This is a genomic window from Lacihabitans sp. CS3-21 (assembly GCF_024343675.1).
GTDB lineage: Bacteria > Bacteroidota > Bacteroidia > Cytophagales > Spirosomataceae > Leadbetterella.
Genome location: NZ_RJUD01000114.1, coordinates 52,647 through 79,300 on the forward strand (window position 1 = coordinate 52,647; position 26,654 = coordinate 79,300).

At 36.8% G+C, this 26,654-nt stretch carries 20 protein-coding genes; 12 read left to right on the forward strand and 8 right to left on the reverse strand.

Annotation, left to right across the window (positions count from 1 at the left end):
• Positions 1–33 precede the first annotated feature (33 nt).
• Entirely contained in the window at positions 34–732 is a 699-nt protein-coding gene (locus tag EGI24_RS21245; protein WP_255050653.1) for a TIGR04283 family arsenosugar biosynthesis glycosyltransferase, read from the reverse strand.
• Between the two features lie 61 nt (positions 733–793).
• On the opposite strand from EGI24_RS21245, the gene EGI24_RS21250 reads away from it, so the two are divergent.
• From EGI24_RS21250 to EGI24_RS21275, 6 genes are all read left to right on the forward strand, one after another.
• On the forward strand, positions 794–2,266 hold the full coding sequence (locus EGI24_RS21250; RefSeq protein WP_255050654.1) for an NAD(P)H-hydrate dehydratase: 1,473 nt from the start codon (positions 794–796) through the stop codon (positions 2,264–2,266).
• Between the two features lie 2 nt (positions 2,267–2,268).
• Positions 2,269–2,652: a VOC family protein gene (locus EGI24_RS21255; RefSeq protein WP_255050655.1), complete on the forward strand. Its 384-nt coding sequence runs from the start codon at positions 2,269–2,271 to the stop codon at positions 2,650–2,652.
• A 59-nt stretch (positions 2,653–2,711) separates the two neighbouring features.
• Complete coding sequence (locus EGI24_RS21260; RefSeq protein WP_255050656.1) at positions 2,712–2,954, forward strand: type II toxin-antitoxin system ParD family antitoxin; 243 nt, start codon at positions 2,712–2,714, stop codon at positions 2,952–2,954.
• A complete protein-coding gene (locus EGI24_RS21265; protein ID WP_255050657.1) occupies positions 2,947–3,243 on the forward strand; it encodes a type II toxin-antitoxin system RelE/ParE family toxin in 297 nt (98 codons plus the stop codon). Before EGI24_RS21260 ends, EGI24_RS21265 begins: the two co-directional genes overlap by 8 nt.
• Before the next feature lie 84 nt (positions 3,244–3,327).
• Complete coding sequence (locus tag EGI24_RS21270; protein WP_255050658.1) at positions 3,328–4,425, forward strand: D-TA family PLP-dependent enzyme; 1,098 nt, start codon at positions 3,328–3,330, stop codon at positions 4,423–4,425.
• Entirely contained in the window at positions 4,422–4,799 is a 378-nt protein-coding gene (locus EGI24_RS21275) for a co-chaperone GroES family protein (protein ID WP_255050659.1), read from the forward strand. The genes EGI24_RS21270 and EGI24_RS21275 overlap by 4 nt, the downstream gene beginning before the upstream one ends.
• Before the next feature lie 65 nt (positions 4,800–4,864).
• On the opposite strand, the gene EGI24_RS21280 is transcribed toward EGI24_RS21275, so the two are convergent.
• On the reverse strand, positions 4,865–5,302 hold the full coding sequence (locus EGI24_RS21280; protein ID WP_255050660.1) for a DUF255 domain-containing protein: 438 nt from the start codon (positions 5,300–5,302) through the stop codon (positions 4,865–4,867).
• A 108-nt stretch (positions 5,303–5,410) separates the two neighbouring features.
• Between EGI24_RS21280 and ccsA the strand changes: the two genes are divergently transcribed.
• The 3 genes from ccsA (at position 5,411) to secA (ending at position 12,079) form a co-directional block, all read left to right on the forward strand.
• Positions 5,411–7,933, forward strand: a complete 2,523-nt coding sequence (ccsA, locus tag EGI24_RS21285) for a cytochrome c biogenesis protein CcsA (RefSeq protein WP_255050661.1) — start codon at positions 5,411–5,413, stop codon at positions 7,931–7,933.
• Positions 7,930–8,532, forward strand: coding sequence for a DUF4230 domain-containing protein (locus tag EGI24_RS21290; RefSeq protein ID WP_255050662.1), 603 nt, complete (start codon positions 7,930–7,932; stop codon positions 8,530–8,532). Before ccsA ends, EGI24_RS21290 begins: the two co-directional genes overlap by 4 nt.
• Positions 8,533–8,761: 229 nt before the next feature.
• Positions 8,762–12,079 (forward strand): preprotein translocase subunit SecA, encoded by a 3,318-nt coding sequence (gene secA, locus EGI24_RS21295; protein ID WP_255050663.1) that lies wholly within the window; start codon positions 8,762–8,764, stop codon positions 12,077–12,079.
• 58 nt (positions 12,080–12,137) lie between these two features.
• On the opposite strand, the gene dusB is transcribed toward secA, so the two are convergent.
• Positions 12,138–13,166 (reverse strand): tRNA dihydrouridine synthase DusB, encoded by a 1,029-nt coding sequence (dusB, locus tag EGI24_RS21300; RefSeq protein WP_255050664.1) that lies wholly within the window; start codon positions 13,164–13,166, stop codon positions 12,138–12,140.
• A gap of 110 nt (positions 13,167–13,276) precedes the next feature.
• On the opposite strand from dusB, the gene EGI24_RS21305 reads away from it, so the two are divergent.
• Together EGI24_RS21305 and EGI24_RS21310 are read left to right on the forward strand one after the other, a co-directional pair.
• Positions 13,277–14,218, forward strand: coding sequence for a CPBP family intramembrane glutamic endopeptidase (locus EGI24_RS21305; RefSeq protein ID WP_255050665.1), 942 nt, complete (start codon positions 13,277–13,279; stop codon positions 14,216–14,218).
• Positions 14,215–14,895, forward strand: coding sequence for a nitroreductase family protein (locus EGI24_RS21310; RefSeq protein ID WP_255050666.1), 681 nt, complete (start codon positions 14,215–14,217; stop codon positions 14,893–14,895). The genes EGI24_RS21305 and EGI24_RS21310 overlap by 4 nt, the downstream gene beginning before the upstream one ends.
• Position 14,896: 1 nt before the next feature.
• On the opposite strand, the gene EGI24_RS21315 is transcribed toward EGI24_RS21310, so the two are convergent.
• The 3 genes from EGI24_RS21315 to EGI24_RS21325 form a co-directional block, all read right to left on the reverse strand.
• Positions 14,897–16,453: an Rne/Rng family ribonuclease gene (locus tag EGI24_RS21315; protein ID WP_255050667.1), complete on the reverse strand. Its 1,557-nt coding sequence runs from the start codon at positions 16,451–16,453 to the stop codon at positions 14,897–14,899.
• 328 nt (positions 16,454–16,781) lie between these two features.
• The gene (locus tag EGI24_RS21320; RefSeq protein WP_255050668.1) at positions 16,782–17,603 is read right to left on the reverse strand and encodes a lipopolysaccharide assembly protein LapB; all 822 of its coding nucleotides are present in this window, start codon (positions 17,601–17,603) and stop codon (positions 16,782–16,784) included.
• Between the two features lie 4 nt (positions 17,604–17,607).
• On the reverse strand, positions 17,608–17,892 hold the full coding sequence (locus EGI24_RS21325; protein WP_255036903.1) for an HU family DNA-binding protein: 285 nt from the start codon (positions 17,890–17,892) through the stop codon (positions 17,608–17,610).
• A 180-nt stretch (positions 17,893–18,072) separates the two neighbouring features.
• Here EGI24_RS21325 and mutY point away from each other — a divergent pair, with 180 nt between their 5' ends.
• Positions 18,073–19,107, forward strand: coding sequence for an A/G-specific adenine glycosylase (gene mutY, locus EGI24_RS21330; protein ID WP_255050669.1), 1,035 nt, complete (start codon positions 18,073–18,075; stop codon positions 19,105–19,107).
• Here the strand turns inward: mutY and EGI24_RS21335 are convergent.
• Positions 19,104–21,632 carry an OmpA family protein gene (locus EGI24_RS21335; protein ID WP_255050670.1) on the reverse strand — a complete coding sequence of 843 codons (2,529 nt, stop codon included), beginning with the start codon at positions 21,630–21,632 and terminating at the stop codon, positions 19,104–19,106. The genes mutY and EGI24_RS21335 overlap by 4 nt on opposite strands.
• 117 nt (positions 21,633–21,749) lie before the next feature.
• A partial coding sequence (locus EGI24_RS21340; protein ID WP_255050671.1) for a gliding motility-associated C-terminal domain-containing protein occupies positions 21,750–26,654 on the reverse strand: 4,905 nt, incomplete at its 5' end.

Consider the following 26,654-nt stretch of genomic DNA (forward strand, 5'->3'; position numbering starts at 1 on the left):
ATTTTGTTACATTAGATTCATATTTTCGAGCATTTAGTACTCCAAATCTAAAATCTGTGTGTATTTGGCTTTTATTTCTTTGGGAGTACAGCTGCCTTTAAAAAACATTCTCATGGCCATCAAATTGGCCAATTGAATTTTCCAAAATTTATTATTTTCGTATTTTCGAGCTGATACAATTACTGATTCTTTAGCAATACCGAACTTATAATTTCTCAAAGCTCTCCTTAAAAAATCATATTCTTCCATGATTACAAAGCTTTCGTCGTAAGTACCTATATCTTGAAAGACTTTTTTTGTTATAAAGAGCGTTTGATCTCCACCTCGACACCATAAAAATGGGAATCGGGTAAAGAAACTATTGATTTTTAGAAGAAACTTTGGTGAATCAATTTTAGCTCTAAAACAACCTAAATCACAAGTTGTAAGCTGGTTTTGAATATCATGGGCATAACTATGTGGCAGAATGGTGTCGGCATGTACAAAAAAAAGAACCTCGCCCTTGGCAATACTTGCTCCAAAGTTCATTTGACTGGCCCGGGTGCAAAAATTCGATTTGATGTATTTGGCACCATTTTCTGACAAAAAATCATTTAAATTATCTGTAGAATTCAGAGAATCAATAACCAAAACCTCCACAATATCAGCAGTTTTACTCTTCAAAATAGAGGACATGCAACGGTGAATATGTTTGGATTCATTATATGTAGGAACAATAATACTGATGGTCATCGGAAAAGAATAATTTATTGAATATAACTACAATGTCGCTATTTTTGAAAAAAAAGATACAATGAAAATTCTATCTACGAAAAAAACAAAGGCTTTGGATGTATTTACAATCAAAAATGAACCCATTCTTTCTATTGATTTAATGGAAAGAGCCGCTCAGGCTTTTGTAAATTCTTTTGTGTCAAAATTCAACAATACACATAAAACATTGATTTTCTGCGGGATTGGTAACAACGGTGGAGATGGATTGGCGGTGTCGAGAAAATTGCATCAATTGGGCTACGATATCGAAACTTTTGTTTTAGGCAATATCGAAAATGGTTCAGATGATTTTTTAGTAAATTTAGATAGACTCAAAAATCAAAATACTTATGAAACCATAACTGATTCAGGGCAAATAAAATGGCATTTAGAACAAAATACGGTAATTATAGATGCACTATTTGGCTCAGGGCTAAATCGAAAAATTGAGGGATTTCCAGCGGAAATAATTCAGAAAATAAATTCTTCAAAATTACCTATAGTGTCCATAGATATTGCCTCTGGATTGTTTTCAGACACTAATTCCGAACAAAATAATATCATACAACCAACCTACACCATCACTTTTCAATACCCAAAATTGTCCTTTTTTTTGCCCGAAAACGAGCTTTTTGTGGGTAAATGGGAAGTGGTAGAAATTGGACTTTCCCAGGAATTCATAAAATCTATTGATTCCAAATTCTATTATACTACTGAAAAAGAAATCCAACCATTTCATCGTTCCAGTTTTTCGCACAAAGGCACTTTTGGGCATGCATATTTGGTAGCAGGAAGTTATGGCATGATGGGTGCGTCAATTTTGGCAACCAAAGCTTGTCTGCGGTCAGGTATAGGAAAAATCACTTGCCAAGTACCAAAGAAATGTGTAGATATTCTACAAATTTCTGTTCCGGAAGCAATTGTGGAAATCAGTCAAAATGATGAACATTTTTCGACAAACGGTGATTTGGAAAAATACAATGCTGTCGGAATCGGGCCAGGGATTGGCTTAAATAACCTTACTGGATTTAGGGTATTTCTAGAAAAAGCAAAAAACAAAAAGTTAATCATAGATGCTGATGGAATAACCTTGCTAGGGAATTCTCCAGATTTATTGAAGCTATTGCCTGTAAATACCATTCTTACACCTCATCCAAAGGAATTTAAGACTTTGATAGGCAGAGATTGGAAAAACGATTTTGAAAAATTAGAAATTCTTTCTGAATTTGCAATTTCAAATAAAGCAATCATTTGTTTAAAAGGAAAAAACACAGCGGTGGCCTTGCCTAATGGGGAAATTCACTTTAATTCTACGGGTAACTCGGGCATGGCTACTGCTGGTAGTGGAGATGTTTTAACAGGAATCATTTTAGGCTTTTTAGCCCAAGGTTATTCACCAGAACAAGCCGCTATCCAGGGAGTTTATGAACATGGTTTAGCAGGAGACCAGGCTGCCAAAATGCGTTCTGAACGTTCAATGATTGCCAGTGATATAATTGAAAATTTGAGATAAAAATGTTAAAAAAAACACACCATATCGCTATCATTTGCTCTGATTATGAAAAATCGAAAGATTTTTATGTCAACAAATTGGGATTAGAGATATTAGCCGAATTTTACCGAAAAGAAAGGGATTCTTACAAACTCGATTTAGCACTCAATGGCGAATATGTCATCGAATTGTTTTCATTTCCCAATCCACCCGCTCGGCCTAGTCGACCTGAAGCTCGCGGTTTACGCCATTTAGCCTTTACGGTTGAGCATGTAGAAAAAGTTAAATCTGAATTAGAAGGTAAAGGTATCGTTTCAGAACCTATTAGAATTGATGAATTTACTGGCAAAAAATTCACGTTCTTTGAAGACCCTGATGGTTTACCATTGGAGATTTATGAGGGGTGAGCATTTGATAATTTTTTGCATCTAAACTTTTTTTGTATTTTTATCAAAATTTAAATCTCATGGGAAAAAGCATTTCAGTTTCATTAGAAGGACATTTTGAGGAATTTATCAGCGAAAAACTAAATAAAGGATCCTTTGATTCTCCATTATCAATAGTTCAAGAAGGTTTAAGATTATTAGAATTGGAGGATAATAAAATTGAAAACCTAAATACAGCATTGGAGACTGGAAAAAATAGCCCATTGATAAAAGATTTCAATCCTACGAGTTTTTTGGAGTATTTGAATAAAAAAAATGCATAATTATTACATTTCCGAAAAAGCACTTGAAGATTTAGAAAACATTTGGGAATACACCGATAAACAATGGTCTAGGCAGCAAGCCAATTTGTATTTGGAAATAATTTTCGCAGCCATAGAGTTAATTTCCGAGGATCCCCTCAAAAACAAAGAATACAAGAAACTTAAAAGAAAATATCGTGCTTCAAGAGTAAAATCACATGTTGTATTTTATCTTTTATCAGACTCTGGGATTATAGAAATAATTAGAATTTTGCATAAAAGTATGGACTTAAATGATAAGTTCGAATAAAGGTAACTCTCAGATTATATTTAACCCAATATTATTAAAACAACTTCTTAATTCTTTCAAAGAAATAGTAATTCGAAAACCAAAATGATATTCTCAAACTTAACCCAAATCGACTCCCCATCCCTACTCATCTTAAAAGAAAAAGTTGAGGGCAATATTGACAAAATGATAGCAATTGCTGGTGGAGATTCCAGCCGATTGATGCCGCATATTAAGACCAACAAAATGGAAAATGTGGTGCGAATGATGATAAGCAAAGACATTAAAAAATTCAAGGCCGCAACCATTGCTGAAGCTGAACTTGCTGCCATGGCAGGAGCAGAAAAAGTACTGATATCGCACCAACTTTTAGGTCCAAAAATAGAAAGATTATTAAGTTTAATTGAAAAGTATCCAAACACAAAGTTTGCCTCATTGGCAGACTGCAATGCTGTAGTTGACGAACTTTCAGAGAAATTTTCCTTAAAAAAACTAATAGCAAAAATCTACTACGACATCAACAATGGTATGGACAGGTCGGGCCACGAAATTGATGACCAATTGGCAGATGATTTAACTTATGCCTCGTCAAAATCTCACATAAAACTTTCAGGATTACACGTTTATGATGGCCACATTCGTGACGATGCTTTCGGTGATAGAAAAGCCAAAATAGAAGCTGGAATGAAAAAGGTTTACGAGATTCTTGCGGAATTAAAACCTGAAATTGGTGATTTAGAAGTCATCGCTGGTGGAACTCCAGCGTTTACATCACATGCTTCTGAAACTTCTCGCACACTCAGTCCTGGCACTTGTGTGTTGTGGGATTGGGGTTATGGTGATAAATTTGCCGAACAAAACTTTGAGTTTGCGGCTTTGGTGATGAGTAGAATCATTTCAAAACCAAAACGGGGGATTTTGACCACAGATATGGGCCACAAAGCCATTTCTTCTGAGAATCCGATTGACAAACGTATCAGATTTTTGAACCATGACGACCTCAAATTGGTTTCACAGAGTGAAGAACATGGCGTGATAGAAACCTCAAACTGGGATGATTATAAAGTCGGAGATATCCTTTTGGGTGTTCCGTACCACGTTTGTCCAACAGTAAATCTTTACGACGAAGCACACGTTTTAGAAAACGATAAGTGGATAGACACTTGGAAAATAGAAGCTAGAAAAAGGAAAATAACAATATGATAGGCGTATCAAAAGACAACAAACTGAAGAAATTGATGGTGGTGGGCGATAAGGTTTTGATCAAGCCCAAAAACCCAAAAGATAAGACAAACTCCGGACTATATTTGCCCCCAACAATTACTGAAAAAGAAGACGTACAATCTGGCTATGTGGTAAAAGTTGGCCCTGGCTATCCACTGCCCAACACAGCCGAGGAAGAACCTTGGAAAGCAACCGAAGAAAAAGTAAAATATATGCCACTGCAAGCTGAAGAGGGCGATTTAGCCATTTATTTACAACGTCACGCCATCGAAATTCAATATGAAGGGGAGAAATATGTAATAGTTCCGCAGGCCTCCATTTTGCTTTTAGAAAGGGCGGAGGATTTGTTTTAGGGTGGTTCAATTTTTTAAATTGAATTCACATTTCATTTTTTAGGTACAAACTAAACATTTGAAACCTACTTTTTCAGTAATCCTTTCGTATAATCGGCTTCGTCCATCAATAGTTTTGGAGGAAATACACCTTCTAGTCTGTTTACCAATTCACCAGTTGGACTAAAAAAAAGATAAGTTGGAAATGCATTTACCATATATTTTTGTACAATTACTCTTCCGGGCACATCCTCGGCATTTACTTTGTACGATATAAATTCTGCATTGAACTTTTTCGCAACCAGGCTATCTGAAAAAGTAGTTTTATCCATCAATTTACACGGGCCGCACCAAACGGCATACACGTCCACAAAAACCATTTTATTTTCGGACTTTGCTTTTTTCAAAACATCCTCAAAGCCAATTTCCTGCATTTTCAAGAAATTCATTTGCTGGCCTCGGACTTGGCTTAATCCAGCCATAAATATCAACAAAAAAGTAATTTTGCTTTTTAGAAAAATCATTAATGAAAATTTATCTAACAAAACTGGTAATAATTGTTAATAAAACCTCATTTTAAAACCTTTTTTAGGGTAATTTTGTAATCATTATACAAAACAAATATTTCGGAAATGCTTAGAGCATACTTAGGTCAGATTGGCCATATATTGGTTATACTTGCTTTTATTTCTTCACTCATTGCTACTTATACCTATTATATTAGTGCAAAAGATAGTTCAAAAGATTCCGATTTCTGGCGTTCAGTAGCCCGTAAATCATTCTTTCTCCATACTTTTTTTGTAATTGGGGTAGTATTGGTGCTTTTTAGTATCATTTTCAACAAATACTTTGAGTATCATTATGCATGGGACAACGCCTCGTTGAGTTTGCCATTGGGCTATGCCATTTCATGTTTTTGGCAAGACCAAGAGGGTAGTTTTCTGCTTTGGATGTTTTGGAATGTTATATTGGGTGTTATTCTTATTTTTTGGTTTAGAGCAAAGAAGAAGAGTTTTTTGCATTTCGAAAGTCCAATGATGGCGATTTTCTCTGCTGTTCAAGCTTTTTTGACTAGTATGATTGTGGGTGCAGTGCTTTTTGGTGATTTCAAGTTGGGGAGTTCGCCCTTTTTACTTTTGAAAGAATCTATGCCAAATTTACCAATTTGGGCTACAAATCCAGATTTTGTACCCAAAGATGGAAACGGCTTAAACCCACTTTTACAGAACTATTGGATGGTTATTCACCCTCCAACGCTTTTCTTAGGTTTTGCCACTACTTTAATTCCTTTTGCATTTGCATTAGCTGCACTTTGGAAAAAAGACTACAGCGATTGGACCAAAGTAGCCTTGCCTTGGTCACTTGTTTCTGGCGTTATTTTGGGAACTGGTATTATGATGGGTGCCATTTGGGCTTATGAAACGCTGAACTTTGGAAGTTATTGGAGCTGGGATCCAGTAGAAAATGCGGTTTATGTACCTTGGTTAGTTTTAGTGGCCAGCATCCATACCATGCTAATAGCTCGTAAAAGTTCTTCCGCTTTAAAAATCACATTTATATTAAGTATTACGCAATTCATATTAATACTTTATAGTACATTTCTAACAAGGAGCGGAATTTTAGGAACTTCGTCTGTTCACTCATTTACTGACTTGGGACTTTCTGGACAGTTGCTCATATATCTATTATTTTTTGTAATCGGAGCAATTTTATTAATGGCCATTAGGTGGAAATACTTACCAAAAGACAACAAAGAAATCTCGACATATTCAACAGAATTCTGGATATTTTTGGGTGTAACAACCCTTACACTAGCAGCCTTCCAAATTACCGTAACGACTTCAATACCAGTTTATAATAGCATAGCTGAATTGTTTAATTACAAATTAAACATGGCTATGCCGACGGATCCGTTGAAGCATTACAATACCTTCCAAATGTGGTTATTTATTGGTGTAATCACTTTGACAGGCATTGCACAGTTTTTTTGGTGGAGAAGAGTTGATAAATCTTCGATAAAAAAACTTTTGAATCCCTTGATTATCACACTATTACTTTCAGCAATTGCCATAACAGTTACGGGTGTAAATAATTGGCAGTACATTATATTATTAACTGCAGGTATTTTCTCGATAACAGCCAATGCAACTATTCTTTTGGATATAATCAAAGGCAATTTTAAAGTTGCAGGTGGGGCTATTACTCACATTGGAGTAGCATTGATGTTGGTCGGTATTATGTATTCGTCAGCTTACGAAAAGGTTATCTCTGTAAATTTGGCCAATGAAAAGATATTCAAAACCGACAAAGACAACAAGGAAAACGTATTGCTATATTACAACAGACCCACACAAATCAATGATTTCACACTTGATTATCGTGGTGAATTTGTAGATGTCAGGAACGTTCCAGGATACATAGAAAAGAAATTCATTCAGCCTATTCCCGAAAGTGACTTCCAAGGTGTGGCTAAAGCAGATATTATGGACGGTGAAAAACTCTATGTAAAACGTGGTGATACTGTAGAATATGAAGCCGAAAACACTTACTATCAGGTGAATTATCAGAAAAAAGGCGAGAAAGATTTTAATTTTTACCCAAGATATCAGATCAATCAAAAAATGGGAAATGTGGCATCGCCTCACATAAAAAAATATTGGAACAAAGACATTTATTCGCACGTAAACTATGTAACCACCAATGAAGACAAAGAATGGAGCGTTCCTGAAAACTATTCAGTAGCCATAAAAGACACTTTCTTTTTGAACGATTTCGTGGCGATTCTCGATAACGTTTCTCCTGTGAATGAATTGGATGGTTTACCTTTGCAACAAGGTGATGTAGCGGCTCAAGCTACTTTGAGAATATTAGAAAGAGACGGCGAAAGAATCATGAAACCGATTTTTGCTATTAAAAACAGAGAAGTTTGGAGTAAACCAGTAATCAGTAGCGAATTGGGCATCAGGGCTCAGCTTTTAGCAATAAATCCAGAAACTGGTAAGTTTACTTTTGCTATAAGTAGAGGCGAAAAGGAATACATTGTATTAAAAGCCTTGGAAAAACCACATATTAATCTCCTTTGGCTTGGAACGGCTCTCTTGGTGATAGGCATGAGTATTGCCTCAGCGAGACGATTTAGGATTGCCATGAAATGATAAGAAACTGGGTGAAAATATTGTTTTACGTTGTTTTGATTCTCCTGAGCATTTTTGTTTGGGAGAAAGTAAAAACTTTAAGTTTTTTCAAGGCAGACGAAATAAAAACCACCCACAATGTAGTCATTAAAGAAATTGTAAGTTTAGGCAAAATGGAATTGGTGAAATATTCCTTCCGAGATGTGGTAGAACAAGAAATCATTCGTGACTTTCTTCCAGACCCAAAAGCTATTCTGATAGTACAAGGCGAGGCGGTAGGCTGTATAGATTTGACCAAAATAACCGAAAAAGACTTGGTAACCACTGGAGATACGCTGATTTTAAATCTTCCCAATCCTGAAGTTTGTTATCATAAAATAGACCATTCAAAATCTAAAATCTACAAAACTGATTATGCATTTATGAATGAAGCTTTGTTGTTAGATGAAGCCTACAGAAAAGCAGAAGAGCAAATTTTAAAATCAGCTTTGGATTCGGATATTTTAGAGCAAACCAAAAAGAATGCTGATTTGATACTCAAACCACTTATAGAGAACATTTCTTCGAAAAATGTAGTGATAAAATACCCACTTTCGGGAGATTTGAAAAGGTTAAAATGAATTATCTGACGGTTTGTCATAGTTTCTTTTTGCTAGAAACAGCAGCATCAAATGCTTCAAACATCTTGTTTTCAGTTTTTTACAAAAATGACCAAAATCAATTTAATCTGTCAATTTGACCGTAAATCCCTAAATTTGTAATTGCTGCACTATTCTTGTAAACAAAACGTTGAAATTCAGTAAATTTGCATTTCATTAAAATAGACATTTAAGAACTTAAGATATAAACATGTTCAATTTTTTAACAAAGAGTATTGCCAAGGTTTTTGGCACAAAATCAGACAAAGACATAAAAGTGCTTAGCCCTTATGTCGAAACTACTAACGAAGAATTTAGAAAACTTGCGGGACTTACCAACGACCAGTTTAGACAAAAAACGGCCGATTTGCAGCAATATATAAAAGACAAACTCGCTCATATTGACAACGAAGTGATAGCACTAAGAGCAAGTTCGGACGAAAATCCTGACATGTTGATAGACGAGCGTGAGTTGATATTCAAGAAAATTGACGAATTAGAGCTTAAAAGAAATGTGGAACTGGAAGAAATTTTAATTGAAATTCTTCCAAAAGCATTCGCAATTGTAAAAGAAACTGCTCGTAGATTTAAAGAAAACAGCTCTCTTGAAGTTACTGCAAGTCATTTGGATAGAGAATTGGCCATGACCAAACAACACATCCAAATAGAAGGTGACAAAGCCATTTGGAAAAACGAATGGTTGGCTGCTGGCAATCTCATTAAATGGGACATGGAGCATTACGACGTTCAAATCATTGGTGGTGCGTCTCTCCACAAAGGCAATATCTCAGAAATGGCCACTGGTGAAGGTAAAACTTTGGTGGCAACTTTCCCTGCTTTCTTGAATGCTTTGGCAGGAAGAGGTGTACATATTGTTACAGTAAACGATTACCTTGCTCGACGTGACTCTGAGTGGATGGGGCCAATATTTGAATTCAACGGTATCACTTGCGATTGTATCGATATTCATCCGGCCAATTCATTTGCAAGAAAAAAAGCCTATAACGCAGGCATTACCTACGGTACAAACAACGAGTTTGGCTTTGATTATTTGAGAGATAACATGGTGAATGACCCAACGGAGTTGGTGCAAAGACCACACCACTACGCTATGGTAGATGAGGTTGACTCCGTTTTGATAGATGACGCTCGTACACCATTGATTATCAGTGGACCTATGACCAAGAAAAATGACGATGAGCTTTTCAATACACTGAAACCAAGAGTTTCTCAAATTGTAGAAGCACAAAAACAATTGGTGAGTGGATTTTTGGTGGAAGCCAAAAAGCTGATTGCCGATGGTAAGAAAAAAGAAGGCGGTTTGTCATTGTTCAGAGCACATAGAGGTTTGCCAAAAAGTAAGCCTTTGATAAAATACTTGTCAGAGACTGGAAATAAAAAACTACTACTTGAAACTGAGGCAATTTATTTGGCAGAAAACCAAAAATTAATGCCAGAGGCAGACGCACCATTGTATTTCACCATTGAAGAAAAAAACAACTCTATTGAACTTACAGACAAGGGATTAGACTTTTTGGCATCTCATGACTCAGATGCCAACTTCTTTACTATGCCTGACTTGGGCATCGAAATGGCTGCCATTGAAAAAATGGATATCAGCAAGGAAGATAAAATCCTTAAAAACGATGAACTCATCAGAGATTACTCAACGAAAGCTGAGCGTATTCATGCAGTAAACCAGTTATTGAAAGCTTACACACTCTTCGAAATTGACGTAGATTACGTTTTGATGGATGGTAAAGTAAAAATCGTTGACGAGCAGACTGGTCGTATAATGGATGGCCGTAGATGGTCTGACGGCTTGCACCAAGCCGTAGAGGCAAAAGAAAACGTGAAAGTAGAAGACTCTACACAAACTTATGCCACCATAACGCTCCAAAACTATTTTAGAATGTACCACAAACTTTGTGGTATGACTGGTACTGCTGAAACCGAAGCGGGTGAATTCTGGAAAATATATAAATTGGATGTAATCTCGATACCAACGCACAGAGATATTATCAGAGATGACAGACAAGACAAAGTTTACAAAACTGTAAGAGAGAAATACAATGCCGTAGGGGATGAAATCCTTGAAATGGTGAATATCGGCCGCCCAGTTTTGGTGGGTACTACTTCGGTAGAAAACTCGGAGCTTTTGAGCCGAATGTTGACTATCAAAAAAATACCTCACCAAGTATTAAACGCCAAGCAACACGCTCGTGAAGCCGACGTGGTAGCCGAAGCCGGTAAACCAGGAACTGTAACCATTGCCACCAACATGGCTGGTAGAGGTACTGACATTAAACTTACTCCAGAAAGCAAGTCCGCAGGTGGCTTGGCCATCATTGGTACAGAACGTCACGAATCTCGTAGAGTAGACCGTCAGCTAAGAGGTAGAGCGGGTCGTCAGGGTGACCCAGGTTCTTCACAATTTTTTGTGAGTTTGGAAGACAACCTGATGCGTATGTTTGGCTCAGACCGTATAGCCAAAGTAATGGACAGGATGGGTATGGAAGAAGGTGAAGTTATTCAGCACTCTATGATTACCAGCTCCATAGAAAGGGCCCAAACTAAAGTAGAGGAAAACAACTTTGGTATGCGTAAACGTCTGATTGAATATGATGATGTAATGAACATCCAAAGGGATACGATTTATAAAAGAAGAAAAAATGCATTGTTTGGAGATAGATTAGCTTTGGATATTGCCAACATAATATATGATACTTGTGCTGATTTGGTTAAAAGTACACAAGGCAACTACGACGAGTTTGAGGTAAGAGCCATGCAACGCTTGGGTATGAAACCTGAAATCTCAGAAGTGGAATTTGCAAAGGGCGGATCGGGACTGATACATAAATTGTATAACCTAGCCGAAGCACACTATAAGCATAAAAATGAGGCTATCAGAAAAAATATTACGCCTGCATTAAAGAATGTTCTGAACGATAGACAAGCCATGGAAGGTGAGCCATTTATGGCCATTGTGGGTGACGGCAATCATCACATAGCTATTTATGTGGATTTGAGAAAAACTGTAGAAACTGAGGGCAGGGAATTGATTCTAGAAATGGAGAAAAACATTTCTCTTAACGTGATTGACTCTGAATGGAAAGAACACCTGAGAGATATGGACGACCTGAAACAGTCGGTTCAAAATGCTTCTTATGAGCAAAAAGATCCATTGTTGATTTATAAATTTGAGGCAGTAGAGTTGTTCCAGAATTTCTTAAAGAAAGTAAATACAGAAACGGTAGGTTTCTTAATGAAAGCCAATGTAGCCGAAATGAGATTTCAACAAGCTGCTCCAATACAAAACTCAAACAAGCCTAAACTTTCTACAAACAGAGCGGAAGGTGCTGAAGAGGGAGCAAAAACACAAATGTTAGCCCCAGCAAAATCACAAAAAGTGGCTAATAGAAACGACAGAGTAAATGTACAATACAGAAATGGCGTAGTAAAAAGAGACGTAAAATTCAAGAACGTTGAAAACGATGTCTTGAGCGGCGATGCTGTTTTGGTGGATTGAGAAAAACTAATTAAAATATGAATAACAGAAAGGAGGTTTTACCTCCTTTTTTGTTTTTTCAGTCCGACCCGCCGTATTCTACAACCTTGGCTTTAGACTCCAACACTATTCCATCAAACTCTTTTAAAATTTGATCAAGGGTTTCGAAAAGCTCTTCTTTTTCTAAAGTTTGTACCAGTTTCATGCGGTATTCTTTAAAGTGTGGAAGACCTCTGAAATAATTAGAATAATGTCTTCTCATTTCTAACATTCCTAAAATATCACCTTTCCACTGAATGGAAAAATTAAGATGTTGTCTTGCAGCAGCTACTCTTTGCACCATTTTGGGAGCATCTAGATATTGTCCAGTGGCTAAAAAATGTTTGATTTCATTAAAAATCCATGGATAACCAATGGCTGCACGGCCGATCATTATACCGTCAATTCCAAATCTATTTTTATATTCCAAAGCCTTTTCTGGGGAATCTATATCGCCATTACCAAAAATCGGAATTTTGATCCTTGGATTATTTTTTACTTTGGCTATCAATGTCCAATCTGCTTCGCCTTTGTATAATTGTGCTCGTGTACGTCCATGAATACTCAATGCCTGTATTCCAACATCTTGTAATCTCTCCGCTACTTCCTCAATATTCTTTGTGCTTTCATCCCACCCCAATCGAGTTTTGACGGTTACTGGCAAATGTGTAGCCTTCACCACTTCTTCGGTCATTTTGGTCATCAATGGAACATCCTGCAATAGTGCCGCACCGGCACCTCTACAGGCCACTTTCTTCACCGGACAACCGTAGTTGATGTCAATAAGGTCAGGATTTGCACCTGTGGCAATTCTGGTACATTCGGCCATCGTATCTACGTCACTACCGAAAAGTTGAATTCCGATAGGACGTTCGTATTCGAAAATATCTAACTTTTGTACACTTTTGTGGGCGTTTCTGATCAAACCTTCTGATGAAACAAACTCGGTGTACATCATATCGGCACCGTTTTCTTTGCATACCTGACGAAAAGGCGGATCACTCACGTCTTCCATCGGTGCCAACAAAAGCGGAAACTCACCTAACTCTATATTGCCTATTTTTACCATTCTTAACTATTGAACTACAAAATTACGACCGTTTGTACATAAATTTATGATTTTCAGAGATAAATGCCACATATTTGTATTTTAAAACGACAAAGTATAGCTTCATACCTATGAATTTTCTTCAATATTTACAAACAACCAAAGAAAATAAGCCTGGCAATTCACTCCTTATTTTATTCGCCATCTTATTAATTTCGCTTGTCTTGGCACAAATAGTTGCGGGTGGACTAATGATTTTGATGTCAGGAATTGAGCTCAGCAACATAGGAAACCTTATAGATGTACTTATGAATTCAAAAAATGGTTGGTGGGCTATGATGCTGTCGCAAGGAGTTGCCTCAATTTTCACTTTTATAGTACCTGGATTATTGTTTTGGTATGCCGTAGAAAAAAAACAATTCAGTGACTTAAGTTTTAGGGCATTACCCTCACTTCAAGTATTTGGTCTTGTAATTCTTATACAGTTGTTTTTCAGCCCATTCAGTGGTTGGGTTCAGAGTTTAAATGAAAGAATGCAACTCCCAGCTAGCCTAGAATGGCTCGAGTTGATTATGAAAAGCATGGAAAATAGTGCAAAAACTCTTACTGATTTTCTGACAAAGTTTGACTCCCCTTTAGAATTATTTGTAGCATTAATCGTCATCGCTATTATTGCAGGCATAGGTGAAGAATTGATATTCAGAGGATTGATTCAAAGAAAACTACTTTTAGGAATAAAAAACTACCATTTGGCCATCTGGATTTCAGCTATCATATTTAGTGGCATTCACATGCAATTCTACGGCTTTTTCCCTAGAATGTTCCTTGGAGCATTATTTGGCTATTTATATTACTGGTCGGGAAATATTTGGGTACCCATTTTCGCCCACATTTTCAACAATGGCCTTGCGGTAGTGCTTATGCATATGGTAAATCAAAAGAAAATTTCACCTGAAATTGAGAAGCTTGACTCGATACCACTTCCATACGTATTGGCATCATTGTTGGCTTTTATCGGATTGATGTTTGTTTTTCAGAAGAGTAATATTTCTAAAATTAAGGACCAAGTATGAAAGCAAAACTCATAGATGGATACCCATACCTTGATTATTCCCCTCCCACTAAAACTGACGAAGACATTTTAAAAACCTCTATAGACTATTTTGAAAAAATGTCTAAACGGAGATCGGTCAGAGATTTTTCTGACAAAGATATATCCATTGAGGTTATCAAAAATATTGTAAAAACTGCTGGAACTGCACCATCTGGAGCGAATAAACAACCATGGACATTCTGCATTGTCAAAGACCCAGAAATAAAATCTAAAATTCGCTTAGCAGCTGAACAAGAAGAAAAAGAAAGTTATGAAGCAAGAATGAGCAAAGAATGGTTAGAAGACTTGAAGCATCTTGGCACAAATTGGCAAAAACCTTTTCTAGAAACTGCTCCATATTTGATAGTTGTCTTCAAAAAAGTTTATGATTTAGATGAAAGAGGACAGAAAAGAAACAATTATTATGTTCAAGAGAGTTTAGGAATTGCTTGTGGAATATTGATATCGGCAATTCAAAATGCAGGATTGGTTACCCTAACACACACGCCTAGCCCAATGAATTTCTTAAGCAAGATTTTAAACAGACCATCTAACGAAAAGCCATACCTACTTTTACCTGTTGGCCATCCTGCAAGCGAATGCTGGGTTCCAGATATACATCGGAAAAATATGGAAGAAATAACGGAAATCTATTGAATTAATTATTCAACTCTATATCATCCCCATTTGAATCTAAGAAATGGTACTCCACCATTCCAAGCGAAGAGTCTTTGATGAGGTTAATCCACTTTTTATACTTGAAGAACCACTTGACTTGTTTCGAAATTAGACCTTCTTTATAATAAGCATAAATGAAAGGGTGCAGAATAATACTGATTTTCTTCTCGTTCTGTTTGGTCAACAAATACTCTAAGTTGTTTTCTATCAAATCAGTAACGGCTATACTTGCCTGAATTGTACCCGTTCCACTACAAGTAGGACAAGTTTCTCTGGTCACTACATTCATCTCTGGACGAACCCTTTGACGTGTAATCTGAGAAAGTCCAAACTTCGAAATTGGGAGAACCGTATATTTAGACCTATCGGTCTTCATTTCATCTTTGAGAGCTTCGTGTACATCACGCTTGTTCTCAACTTTCTTCATGTCAATAAAGTCAACTACAACGATACCGCCCATGTCTCTAAGGCGTAGTTGACGAGCAATTTCTACGGCAGCTTCCTTGTTAACACTCAAAGCAGTAGCTTCTTGATCTACTTCAGAAGTAGATTTATTGCCGCTGTTTACATCTATTACGTGTAAGGCTTCTGTATGTTCGATAATCAAGTAACCACCACTTGGAAGGCTAACTGAACGACCAAATAGTGACTTTAACTGTTTCTCGATACCATAGTGCTCAAAAACCTTGGTTTTACCACTATGAAGCTTGAGAATTTTCTCTTTTTGAGGAGCGATATTTTGAAGCAAAGTACGCATGCTGTCAAATGTCTCCTTAGTATCAACTACGATAGAATCAAAATCATCGTTGAGCATGTCTCTTAATATAGAGGCTGCTCTGTCCATTTCTGAAACAATTCTATCTCTTGGTTTTGCGTTTTTGAGAAGTTTTAGTCCATTTTCCCACTTTTCTAAACAGTTTTCCAGATCTCTTTGAAGGTCAATTACCTCCATGTTTTCTGCAACAGTTCTTACAATGACTCCAAAATTCTCAGGTTTAACAGAAGACATCAACTTATGTAGCCTTTGTCTTTCTTGTTTACTGGTAATCTTTTTTGAAATATTGATCGAATTACTAAAAGGAACCAATACGATGTAACGGCCAGCGATAGAAATATCGCATGACAAGCGTGGACCTTTAGAAGAAATAGGCTCTTTAACTACCTGAACCAAAATCGGCTGATTTTTAGACAAAACATCTACTATTTTGCCCAATTTGTCAATCTGAGGATCTAATTGGAAGTTTTTAAGTTTGAGACTTACCGGTCTTTTGGCTATGACGTCTTTTGTAAATCTATTCAGGGATTGGATGTTGGGACTTAAATCATGGTAATGAAGGAAGGCGTCTTTCTCGTACCCAATGTCTATAAATGCAGCATTTAGTCCCGAAACTACCTTTTTTACAGTACCAAAATAAATATCTCCAACAGAAAACTGGTGCTCGGTTTCGTCAAAATGATATTCGATTAGCCTTTTGTTTTGACATAAGGCTATTCTATCACCTTTGGGTGTGGCAGAGATGTATAATTCGTTGCTCAAAATTGAGTAAGAATTAAAAGTTTAAAAAATAATTTGTTTTTTAGATTCAAGAACATTCTAAGTTAACATGGAAAAATTGCTACGAATCGGATAGCAACAGATTGTAAAGGAACAAAAAAGTAAGCAGAATAAACAATATCTGCTTACTTAAATGTATTTCTAAGAAAACTTATTTCTTCTTGTGACGGTTTTTCCTAAGACGTTTCTTTCTTTTGTGGGTTGCCATCTTATGTCTTTTTCTCTTCTTTCCGCAAGGCATAGCTTTAAAAGTTTATATAATATTGTAAAATTCCTTATTCGATTTTTTTTCGAACCGCAAAGATAGTAATTACTTTAAACTATTCAAAGTTTTTACAATCTCATCTTTCATTACATCGTCGATATTCTGACTTAAAACATCATTGAGTAAAGCCTTTGCTTCAGCCTTTTTGTTTAGTTCAATCCAACTATAGGCTAATCCAAGTTTGGCGTTTACATTATTTGGGTCTAGTTTTAGGACATTCTGAAACCTTACTGCCGCTTTATCATATTGGTTTGACTGCATTGACAGTCCCCCCAAACTCATAATAGCAGGTATATAATTAGGTTCCTGATCTAAAACTTCACGAAGCATGGTGATGGCTTTCATAGGTGCATCTGAACCCACATAACTCATGGCCAAGTTTGTTTTGGCGTGTAAGTTAGCTGGTTGCATAGCCAAAACCTTGTTGTAAGCAGCTCTTGTTTTCTCAACCAAAAACTCCATATTTGCTGGACTAAGAGCAAGGTTAAAACCTTGAAAATAAGCATCTCCAGCGTTAGACCAATTTTCTACAGATGATTGATTTTGAGCGATTTTCTCAAAGTAATATCCAGCACTATCAAAAACAGATTCTTTTGAATACAGATTTGCAATTTCCTTATAAATACTATTTTTGTCTTTAGAAGAAGACAGAGCAGTTTGTAAGGATTGCAATAGTTTTTCAGAATCAGAAGATAGCTTGTGGGCGGCTTGTTTTGTTGTACTTACACTATCAGATTTTGATTGTTGAACGGCCTGATCATCATCTTTCACAACAGACTTTGGCCTGGTGAATAAAAAAGCGAAGCCTACAATACCTATTAGTATTATTATTACTAAATGTGTTTTCTTGTTCAAACCGTTCAACATCAAATTATTTTACATTAGTTTTAACTTCTTCAACAAACTCTTTTGAAGGCTTAAAACTTGGAATGAAATGAGCTGGTACTGTTACAGTAGTTTTTTGAGAAATATTACGAGCTTTTTTCTCTGCTCTCTTTTTGTTTACAAAACTCCCAAAACCTCTAACATAAATAGCTTCGCCACTAGCTAAACTATCTTTTACTGTTTGAAAAAATGCCTCAACTGTGATTGAAGTGACTGCTTTGTCAACTCCTGTCTTGTCGGAAATAATCGAAATAACCTCTGCTTTAGTCACGATTTGTTAAATTTACTTGTTAAAAAATTATTATCTAGCTAAATGAATTTAGATTTAGGACTGCAAAGATAGAGGTTAAAGGAGAAATCTCACAAAGAGTTTTATCTTTTTTTTTATAATTTATTAGTTATTAAGCAGTTAAGCGGTCATTTTCATAATTAAAAAAAATCAATAAACAAAATGTTTGCAAAAAAAATTATCTCTTGGTATTTGACTAATAAGCGAGATTTGCCATGGAGAAATACTGATAACCCATATTATATTTGGCTTTCGGAGATAATTTTACAACAGACCAGAGTTCAGCAAGGATTGCCTTATTATGAGAAATTTGTTGAAAACTTTAGTACTGTGGAAGCGTTAGCTGCGGCAGATGAGGGAGAAATCCTTCGATATTGGCAAGGATTAGGGTATTATTCAAGAGGGAGAAATTTGCATAAAACGGCTAAATTGATTTCTGAAAACTATGGCGGGCGGTTTCCTGACAACTTTAAAGAATTACAGAAACTCAAAGGAGTAGGCAAATATACTGCCGCCGCTGTAGCCTCCTTTGCATTTAATGAAAGGGTGCCTGCCATAGATGGCAATGCTCTTAGAGTAATCACAAGATTTCTTGAAATCTTTGAGCCCATAGATCATCCAACGGTTCAAAAGAAAGTATTTGACCTATCATTGGAACTGATGCATGGAGTTAATCCTGCACTTTATAATCAAGCAGTTATGGAACTGGGAGCTACCATTTGTACACCCAAAAGGACGCAATGCGATAGCTGCCCTGTTAGACTGGAATGTAAATCTTATGCCAACAAAACCGTTGACAAAATCCCCTTTAAGGCTAAAAAGACCAAAATAAGGCACAGGTTTCTTCAGTATTTTGTATTTGAATCAGCGGGTGAAGTTTGGCTCAAAAAACGTGGTGAAAGTGATATTTGGGCCAATATGTTTGATTTTTATTTGGTAGAAGGCGAAAACCTTGCGTTTACTGAAAACTTAGAAAACTGTGTGAGAGAGTTTGGGATAGAGGTTGTAAACATAACACCATATCCTACTGTAAACCATATACTTACACATCAAAAACAGCAGATAGCTTTTATAAAAGTAACATGTATTGGAAAGCCAAAACTGCCTGGAGGAGAATGGTACAAACTAGATAAAATTGAAGATTTGCCTAAACCAAAGATTATAGTGGACTTTTTAGAAATCCTCAAAAATGATTAGATTTTTTCGATTTTAAGAATTTTGAATTCCGTCCTTCTGTTGCGTTGGTGTTCGGCTTCGGTACATTGCACACCGTCGCTACAAGCATTTAAAGGCTCTGATTCTCCTTTACCTACGGATTTTATTCTTGACTTGTCAATACCACGTGACGTAATATATTTAAAAACTTCTTTGGCTCTGCTTTCGGATAATCTGAGATTAATCAAGGCATTACCTCGGGTATCTGTATGCGACGAAACCTCAATAATCATATTTGGATATTTCTTGAGTGTGTTTACCAGTTTATCCAAATCTTTCTTAGCGTTTTCTCTTATTTTGTAAGATTCAGACTCATAATAAATGTTTTCTAACTTAATAACATCACCTACTTTATACAATTTGGTATCGAAAAGATTTAAAGAAAAAGTAGGCTTCTTTATTTTTTTACCAAAAAGCGTTTTCTTAATTGACTTCTCTATGATTTCAGAACTTGAGCCAAAGTCGTCCTTTGAGGCTACAAGCTCATAATCACACTCTAGGTCTCTCTTAAACTCATAACTCCCGTCTTTCCTTGTATACATTTCCTGGACTTCGCCAGTACATTTATTGATAAATTTGACCTTAACAGCCGCCATGGGATCGCCAGCTTCTCCGCTCGTAATGACACCTCTAAATATATTAGAATTTCCTCCAACCGTACGCTTTTGGATTAGTTCACCTCTTTTTTTAGTAGTCTCCACCTTGGTAAGCTCTTCTGGTTTGATAATTTCTTTTTTCAAGAAAATTTCAATTGTTCCAGGTTCAAAATCAGAAGCTTCGGCATTAGAATAATTTTTGCTTTGAGGTATATAGCCTTCTTTTGAAAAATTGAAGACAAATTCCTTATCAGCTTCTAAACACAATTTTATACTGCCCGACGAATTGGTGGTAGCATTCTCCAGGTTTCCTTTCATAGAAGATATGCCATATCCAAATACCAATTTATCGATCGGTTGCTTGGTGTCTTTATCAAAAACGTTGACAATCAAGTCACGGCATCCAAACTTTGTTCCTACTCTATTGAATTTATAAATGTCATCGTCAGAGCCTCCACGTTTTCGGTTACTACTAAAATATCCCAGCATGCGGTCAGCATCTGTGATTATTCCAAAATCATCATTGTTTGAATTTAAAGGTGCTCCCAAATTTCTTACCATACCTTTGGCTTTGCCACTAGTAAGATCGGTTTGAATTGTAAACATATCTAAGTCACCCAGTCCTGGCAGGCCGTCAGAAGAAAAATACAAATTGCCGCCTTCGTCAATGAAGGGAAACATTTCGTTTCCAATCGTATTTACTTTACCACCTAAATTTTCTGGTTTTGACCAAACACCATTGATAAATCTTGAAATATAGATATCCGTACCACCATATCCTCCCGGCATATCTGAAACAAAATACAGGAAGTTATCTTTCGAATTTACAGATGGGTGACCACAAGAATATTTATCATCGTTGAAGCCTAGCTCTTTTATATTTCCCCAATCTGAACCTTTTCTTTCAGCTGAGTATAATTTGAGTCTATTGATTTCATCTTTTTTGGAGTTAAAAATCCCACCAGCATCTGTGCTGTTGTTTCTTGTAAAAATTATTTTGTTGGCATTGTCATAAAACGTACATGGCCCTTCATGATATTTACTATTAAGCTTTTTGCTAAAACTCTTTATCTCAATTATAGAATTTTCCTCATATCCTTTGGTACCATTTATGAGTTCGCTACCATTATGAGCTATGGTGTTGGCATCGTTGGAAGTAGGAGGTGTATAATAATCGTTACCGAGTTTTTCGGTAGTATTTTTAGCTTTTGTGGTTGCGTTATTTTGACCACCTGAACCAATAGCAGCTGTGGTATTTTCTTCTTTAGAAATAACTTTTAAGTCTTCCAAATAGTATAAATCTAAAAAAGACGAGTTGTCCCATTTGAATACTCTTTTGACCGAATTGTTTTTGTTTCGGCTAGAAACAAAAACTAAGCCATCCTTGTAAAATGTTGGACTAAAATCAGGACTTGCCGTATTTATTCCCACATATTCTATTCGATAACTTTGGGCATTTCTGGTAAGGGGTTCAAGGTTCGCATATAATTTACTAAACTCCAAACCTCTTTTGTCTTGCTCCTGAAGTTCGGTGAATTTAATCCATATTTTCGCAGATTCCTGATGCTTGCCGTTGCTACTCAGTACTTGAGCAAATCTTTGATACGCTTTTATTTCTTCGCCTTTAAGTGTAGGATTATTGAGCAAAACCTCGCTGTAGTACTTCTCAGCGTTCTTGTAATCTTTTACGAAGTAGTAGGCCTCCGCTAAATTTAGCTTAGCTTTTTGGGTTTCTTCGGCAGTTAAGTTCTTTGATTTTTTGAGAATATTGTCGTAAAGTTCGATAGCATTTACATAAGAAAGACTCTTTGTACTACTCTCCGCCTTTTTAAATTGCTTCGATGTGCTTTGCGAAAAGCCCATGGAAACAAAAAAGCAAAAGAAGAATACTAAAAAGTTTTTGGAATGCATATTTATCAATAAAATGATTACTAATGAAAGAAAACTACAAAAACCATGCCTTTTAGACTAAAACGAAAAAATGTCACCATTTATTAAATGGCGACATTTTAGTTTTTTTCCTGCAAATTAGCGAGCTATTGTTATAAATCCATTTCTGACTTTAGCTTGATCTTTAACTTTTACTGAGTAGTAATAAGTACCATCAGGAACACCTTCTGGTCCGAATCTCATACCGGTGTTAGATGTTGCATCCCAGCTGATAATATTACCGACTAATATGGTTTCAACTCCAGTATATTTCCATACTAAATGACCCCATCTGTTATAGATTTCAAACATTTCTACTTCAACTCCTTCAGGCACTATTGACTCTAAACTTTCGTTTATATCATCACCATTTGGTGAGAAACCTCCAGGTATTTCAATTAGATCCACCATATTGTTGGCCACTGTGCTGTCTTTTGGAATTCGAACAACTGTAGGCGTACTAGATAATGGAACAATCTGCGTACCTGCGTTCGAACTGTCTTTTACAATAGCACCGGTGTTGGTAGTTCCAAAACCAATTACATTGTTAAGATAAGGACCGTAGTTTTTACCATACTTTATTTGAACGGTAAAGAATACTGAATCAACTTTTCCAACCCCAAGTTTCGAGTTAGTGTCTGGCAAGGTCAATCTGTTATCAGAGTCTCCATCGAATGCGGTATTTACTACCAGCTTACTAGAAGCCGAAACTGTTGGCTTACCTTCTATTGTAAATTGAACTGAATCAGGGAATGTTTTACTTAGAGAATCTACTAAATAAACGTTTTTCAATTCACTGAATCCGATATTCTTAACAAGAGCCATGTACTTAACTTCATAAGTAAAGTCATCTACAAATGATGAATCAATAATACTTAGGGCAGTTGCTATTCCAACTTTAGAAGAATCTACTTTGAAGCTAATTTTAGTAGGTTCGTCATTATCAAGCGGGCTTCCGTTACCATCTGGGTCAGGATTATTACCGTTTGCTGATATATCGCTGATAGCTTGAGTCATTCCCGCAAACACTTTTGCTGTATTAAAGAAATCAGTCTTAGTAGCATTTGAAATGTCCACTTTTACTTTAAAGCTTACAGAAAGCGTTTTGCCAACTTCAATATTACTTAAAGAGTCTACTAACAATGAGGTATTGCTTCCTCTACCTGTAAAGTTAGGATTAGCTTTTAAACCTGCATCTGCTGTAACCTTAATCGTATCATCCAATATCTCAACTCCGTTTCCGAAGGTTATTCCTAAGTCATCCACCAATTTCACTTTCGTAAGTTTGGTAGCACCCATATTGGCAATATTGAATGTAAACGGAACCTCAAATTTGTTGTTAGCTAATTTGGTAATAGTACCTACATTCTTACTCAAACCAACCAAGTCGGTAGTCGAAACATCGTTGATTGTAAAGACACTTGTATTGTTTGAAAGTACTTGATCAATTTGATCCACTGCAAACAACTCTGCTTTATTCACGATTTTACCCGCTGATGTTACTTTGGCACGATAGGTAAACTTCACACTATCTGTCTTGCTGAGAGAAGCAATTTTTGCAATTATTGCACCATTTTCCAACTTAGCATTAGAACTTACAGTTTCTATCACCAAACCAGCAGGTATTATATCTCTAACCACAAGGTTGGTGGCTACTGTGGTATTAAGGTTTCTAACTACCACTGTATAGTCTACAAATTTGTTGACTGGGACCAAAATCGAATCTGCAGTTTTCTTAATCGAGATATCTACAAACTTGGTAGAATCAGGATTTATTCCGCCATCTCCACAGTCATCGATTTTAACCTTTACCAAAACAGGATCGCTGTAACATCCAAACTCGCTTCTTTCAAACAAGTAGTAGTTTCCAGCTGTAACCATTCCTGGCGTAGCAATGATGGCCGAATTAGGTGAGTTACTTACATGGAACTCAAATTTCGAATCAGCTTTACTTGGATTTCCAAGGATGGCGTTATTGAGATCAACAGTTTCAAAAGGACAAGTATTCTTAATTTCGGCAAGTGCATTTGGTTTTGGAACCGCCGTTCCCACAGTTATTGTCACTGGTTTAGAAGATTCACTTTCGCAAGTTCCACCGACTGATTTACACTTAGCAGTGAAGCTATAAGTACCAGCTACCGTAGGTGTATAAGAAAGTACAGAACCTGTTTGTCCATTAGCCCAAACTATTGTTCCAGAACATCCTTGTGCCGTAAGAATTGCTGTTTCACCAATACATACAGTTGATGTTTTACAAGTCACAAATGGTTTGTTTGGCGAACCAATGGTGATACACAAGGTATCAGATTTTTCACTTTCACAAGTTCCGATCACACAGATTGCTGTGTATTTGCTGGTTGCACTTGGTTTAACCACCACTGAATGTCCTATCATTCCATTCGACCATTTTATTTGTCCTTCACACTCATAAGCTCTTAAAGTGATTGATTCACCCAAACATATTATGTCAGTTGGACAAGCCACAGCTGGTTTGTTTGCTTTTTGAACTTTTATTTCAATTGTATTAGAAACTGGGCTCAAGCAATTGTCTTTTTTACAGATGGCTGTGTAAGTAGTGGAAACAGCTGGTTTTACTACAATAGAATTTCCAGTTTTTCCATTAGACCATACAACTGAGCCACCCACACATCCAGTAGTACTCAAGGTGATATCTTCAGGATCACAGACCACAGTTTTTGAAGCAGTGATTACCAAAGCTGGCAAGTTACAAACCGTGCCACAATCTGTAGTTTTGATTTCAATAACTACTGGCTGAGAATTAGGACTTGCTCCACAAGAATTTGTACACTTAACTGTGTAAGTTCCCGCAGTTTTGACCTTAATTGAACTTGTAGTTGCTCCATTGCTCCATGTAAGTGTTCCATTACAACCATTTGCTGTTAATGTTGCTGAGTCTCCAGCACATATTTTAATAGCAGATGCCGTAATGTTTGGTGCGGTCGGGCTTCCACCAGTAGTTATTACGACTGGCTCAGATGCAAAACTAATACCGCAGGTATTTGTACATGTTGCTGAGTAAGTTCCCGCTGTTTTGACGTAAATAACAGTTCCTTCACCTCCGTTGCTCCATTTAATTATACCACTACAAACGTTAGCTGTTAGTTTGGCAGAATCTGCTCCACAAATGCTTGTTTTGTTTGCCACAATTGATGGTGCAGAAGGTTTTCCGCCAGTTTCAATTTTTATAATATTTGAAGCAAGACTAGTTCCACAAGAATTTTTACATTTCGCTGTGTAGCTTCCAGCTCCAACTTGAATCATATCACCAGTTTCGCCAGTGCTCCACTCAATCGTACTTGAACATCCTACTGCTACCAATCTTGCTTTCTCAGTCCCACAAACATTAACTCTGTCTGTAGTAATCAATGGAGCATTTGGCACCGCACCATTTGTGATTTTTACAATGTTACTGTTACCGCTCTCTCCACAAGCATTTACACAAAGAGCAGCATAATCACCGGCTTGAGTAATTTTTATAGAGATTCCAGTTTTGTCATTTGACCATTTGATGGTACCTGTACAGTTACTCGCAGTTAGGGTAATTTCCTCATTACCACATATTTCGTTTTTACTAGCTACAACTGTTGGTGGTGTAGGTACTGAACCGACTGATATAGTTATAGAATTAGAATTACCAGATGTTCCACAACTTGTGGTACAAGTAGACGTATAGGTACCTGCTGTAACTTCTTTTGTGGCACCAATTCCTCCGCCAGACCAATTAATTGTTCCTCCCTCACAACCAGAAGCTGTTAGAATAGCTTTCTCTGTTTGGCATATTGAGGTCTTGTTAGCAACTATAGTTGGAATTGCTGGAGTCTGCCCAGTGTTGATGCTCAACGAGTTTGAGTTTCCAGAAGTTCCACAATTTGTTGTACATGTTGCTGTGTAAGTTCCTGCTCCTGCTTCTTTGCTCGTACCCACGCCTAGGCCACCAGACCAAGTAATGGTTCCTCCCTCACAACCAGATGCTGTTAGGGTAGCCTTACTTGTTCCACAAACTGATGTTTTATTTGCCACAATAGTTGGAGCAGATGGTGATTGACCAGTGCTTATTGTTACAGAATTTGAAGCACCCGATGTACCACAACTAGTGGTACAAGTAGCAGTATATGTTCCAGCTCCTACTTCTTTACTAGTACCCACTCCTAAACCACCAGACCAAGAAATTGTTCCTCCTTCACAACCAGTAGCTGTTAGTGTAGCCTTATCAGTTCCACATACTGAGGTCTTATTTGCTACAACTGTTGGTGCAGATGGAATTTGACCCGAAGTAATCGTTACCGAATTTGAGTTATTTGATGTTCCACAGCTATTGGTACAAGTTGCAGTATATGTTCCAGCTGTAACTTCTTTGGTAGTACCTACTCCACCTGAAGACCAAGTAATGGTTCCACCTATACAACCTGAGGCCGTAAGTGTCGCTTTGTCTGTTCCACAAATAGAAGTTTTATTAGCAACTATTGTTGGAGCTGTTAATGCCTGACCTGTTACTATTGTAATTGAATTAGAATTTACAGAAACTCCACAACTTGTTGTACACGTTGCTGTGTAAGTCCCTGCACCTACTTCTTTTGTTGTCCCTACTCCTCCGCCAGACCAAGTAATTGTACCACCAGTACATCCTATAGCAGTTAGGATAGCTTTTTCTGTTCCACAAATACTTGTTTTGTTTGCAGAGATTGTTGGAGCTGTTGGCACAATACCCGTTTCAATTTTAATAATATTAGATGCTAAACTAGTACCACAAGAGTTTTTACATTTTGCAGTATATGTACCAGCACCTACGAATATCACATTTCCAGTTGATCCATTGCTCCACTCTACCGTTGAATTACAACCAACCGCAACCAATCTTGCTTTTGCGGTATCACAAACTGTAACTTTATCTGTAGTAATCAATGGAGCATTTGGAACGCCTCCTATAGTAATTTTAACAATATTACTGTTTGGACTTTCTCCACATGAGTTTTGGCAAACAGC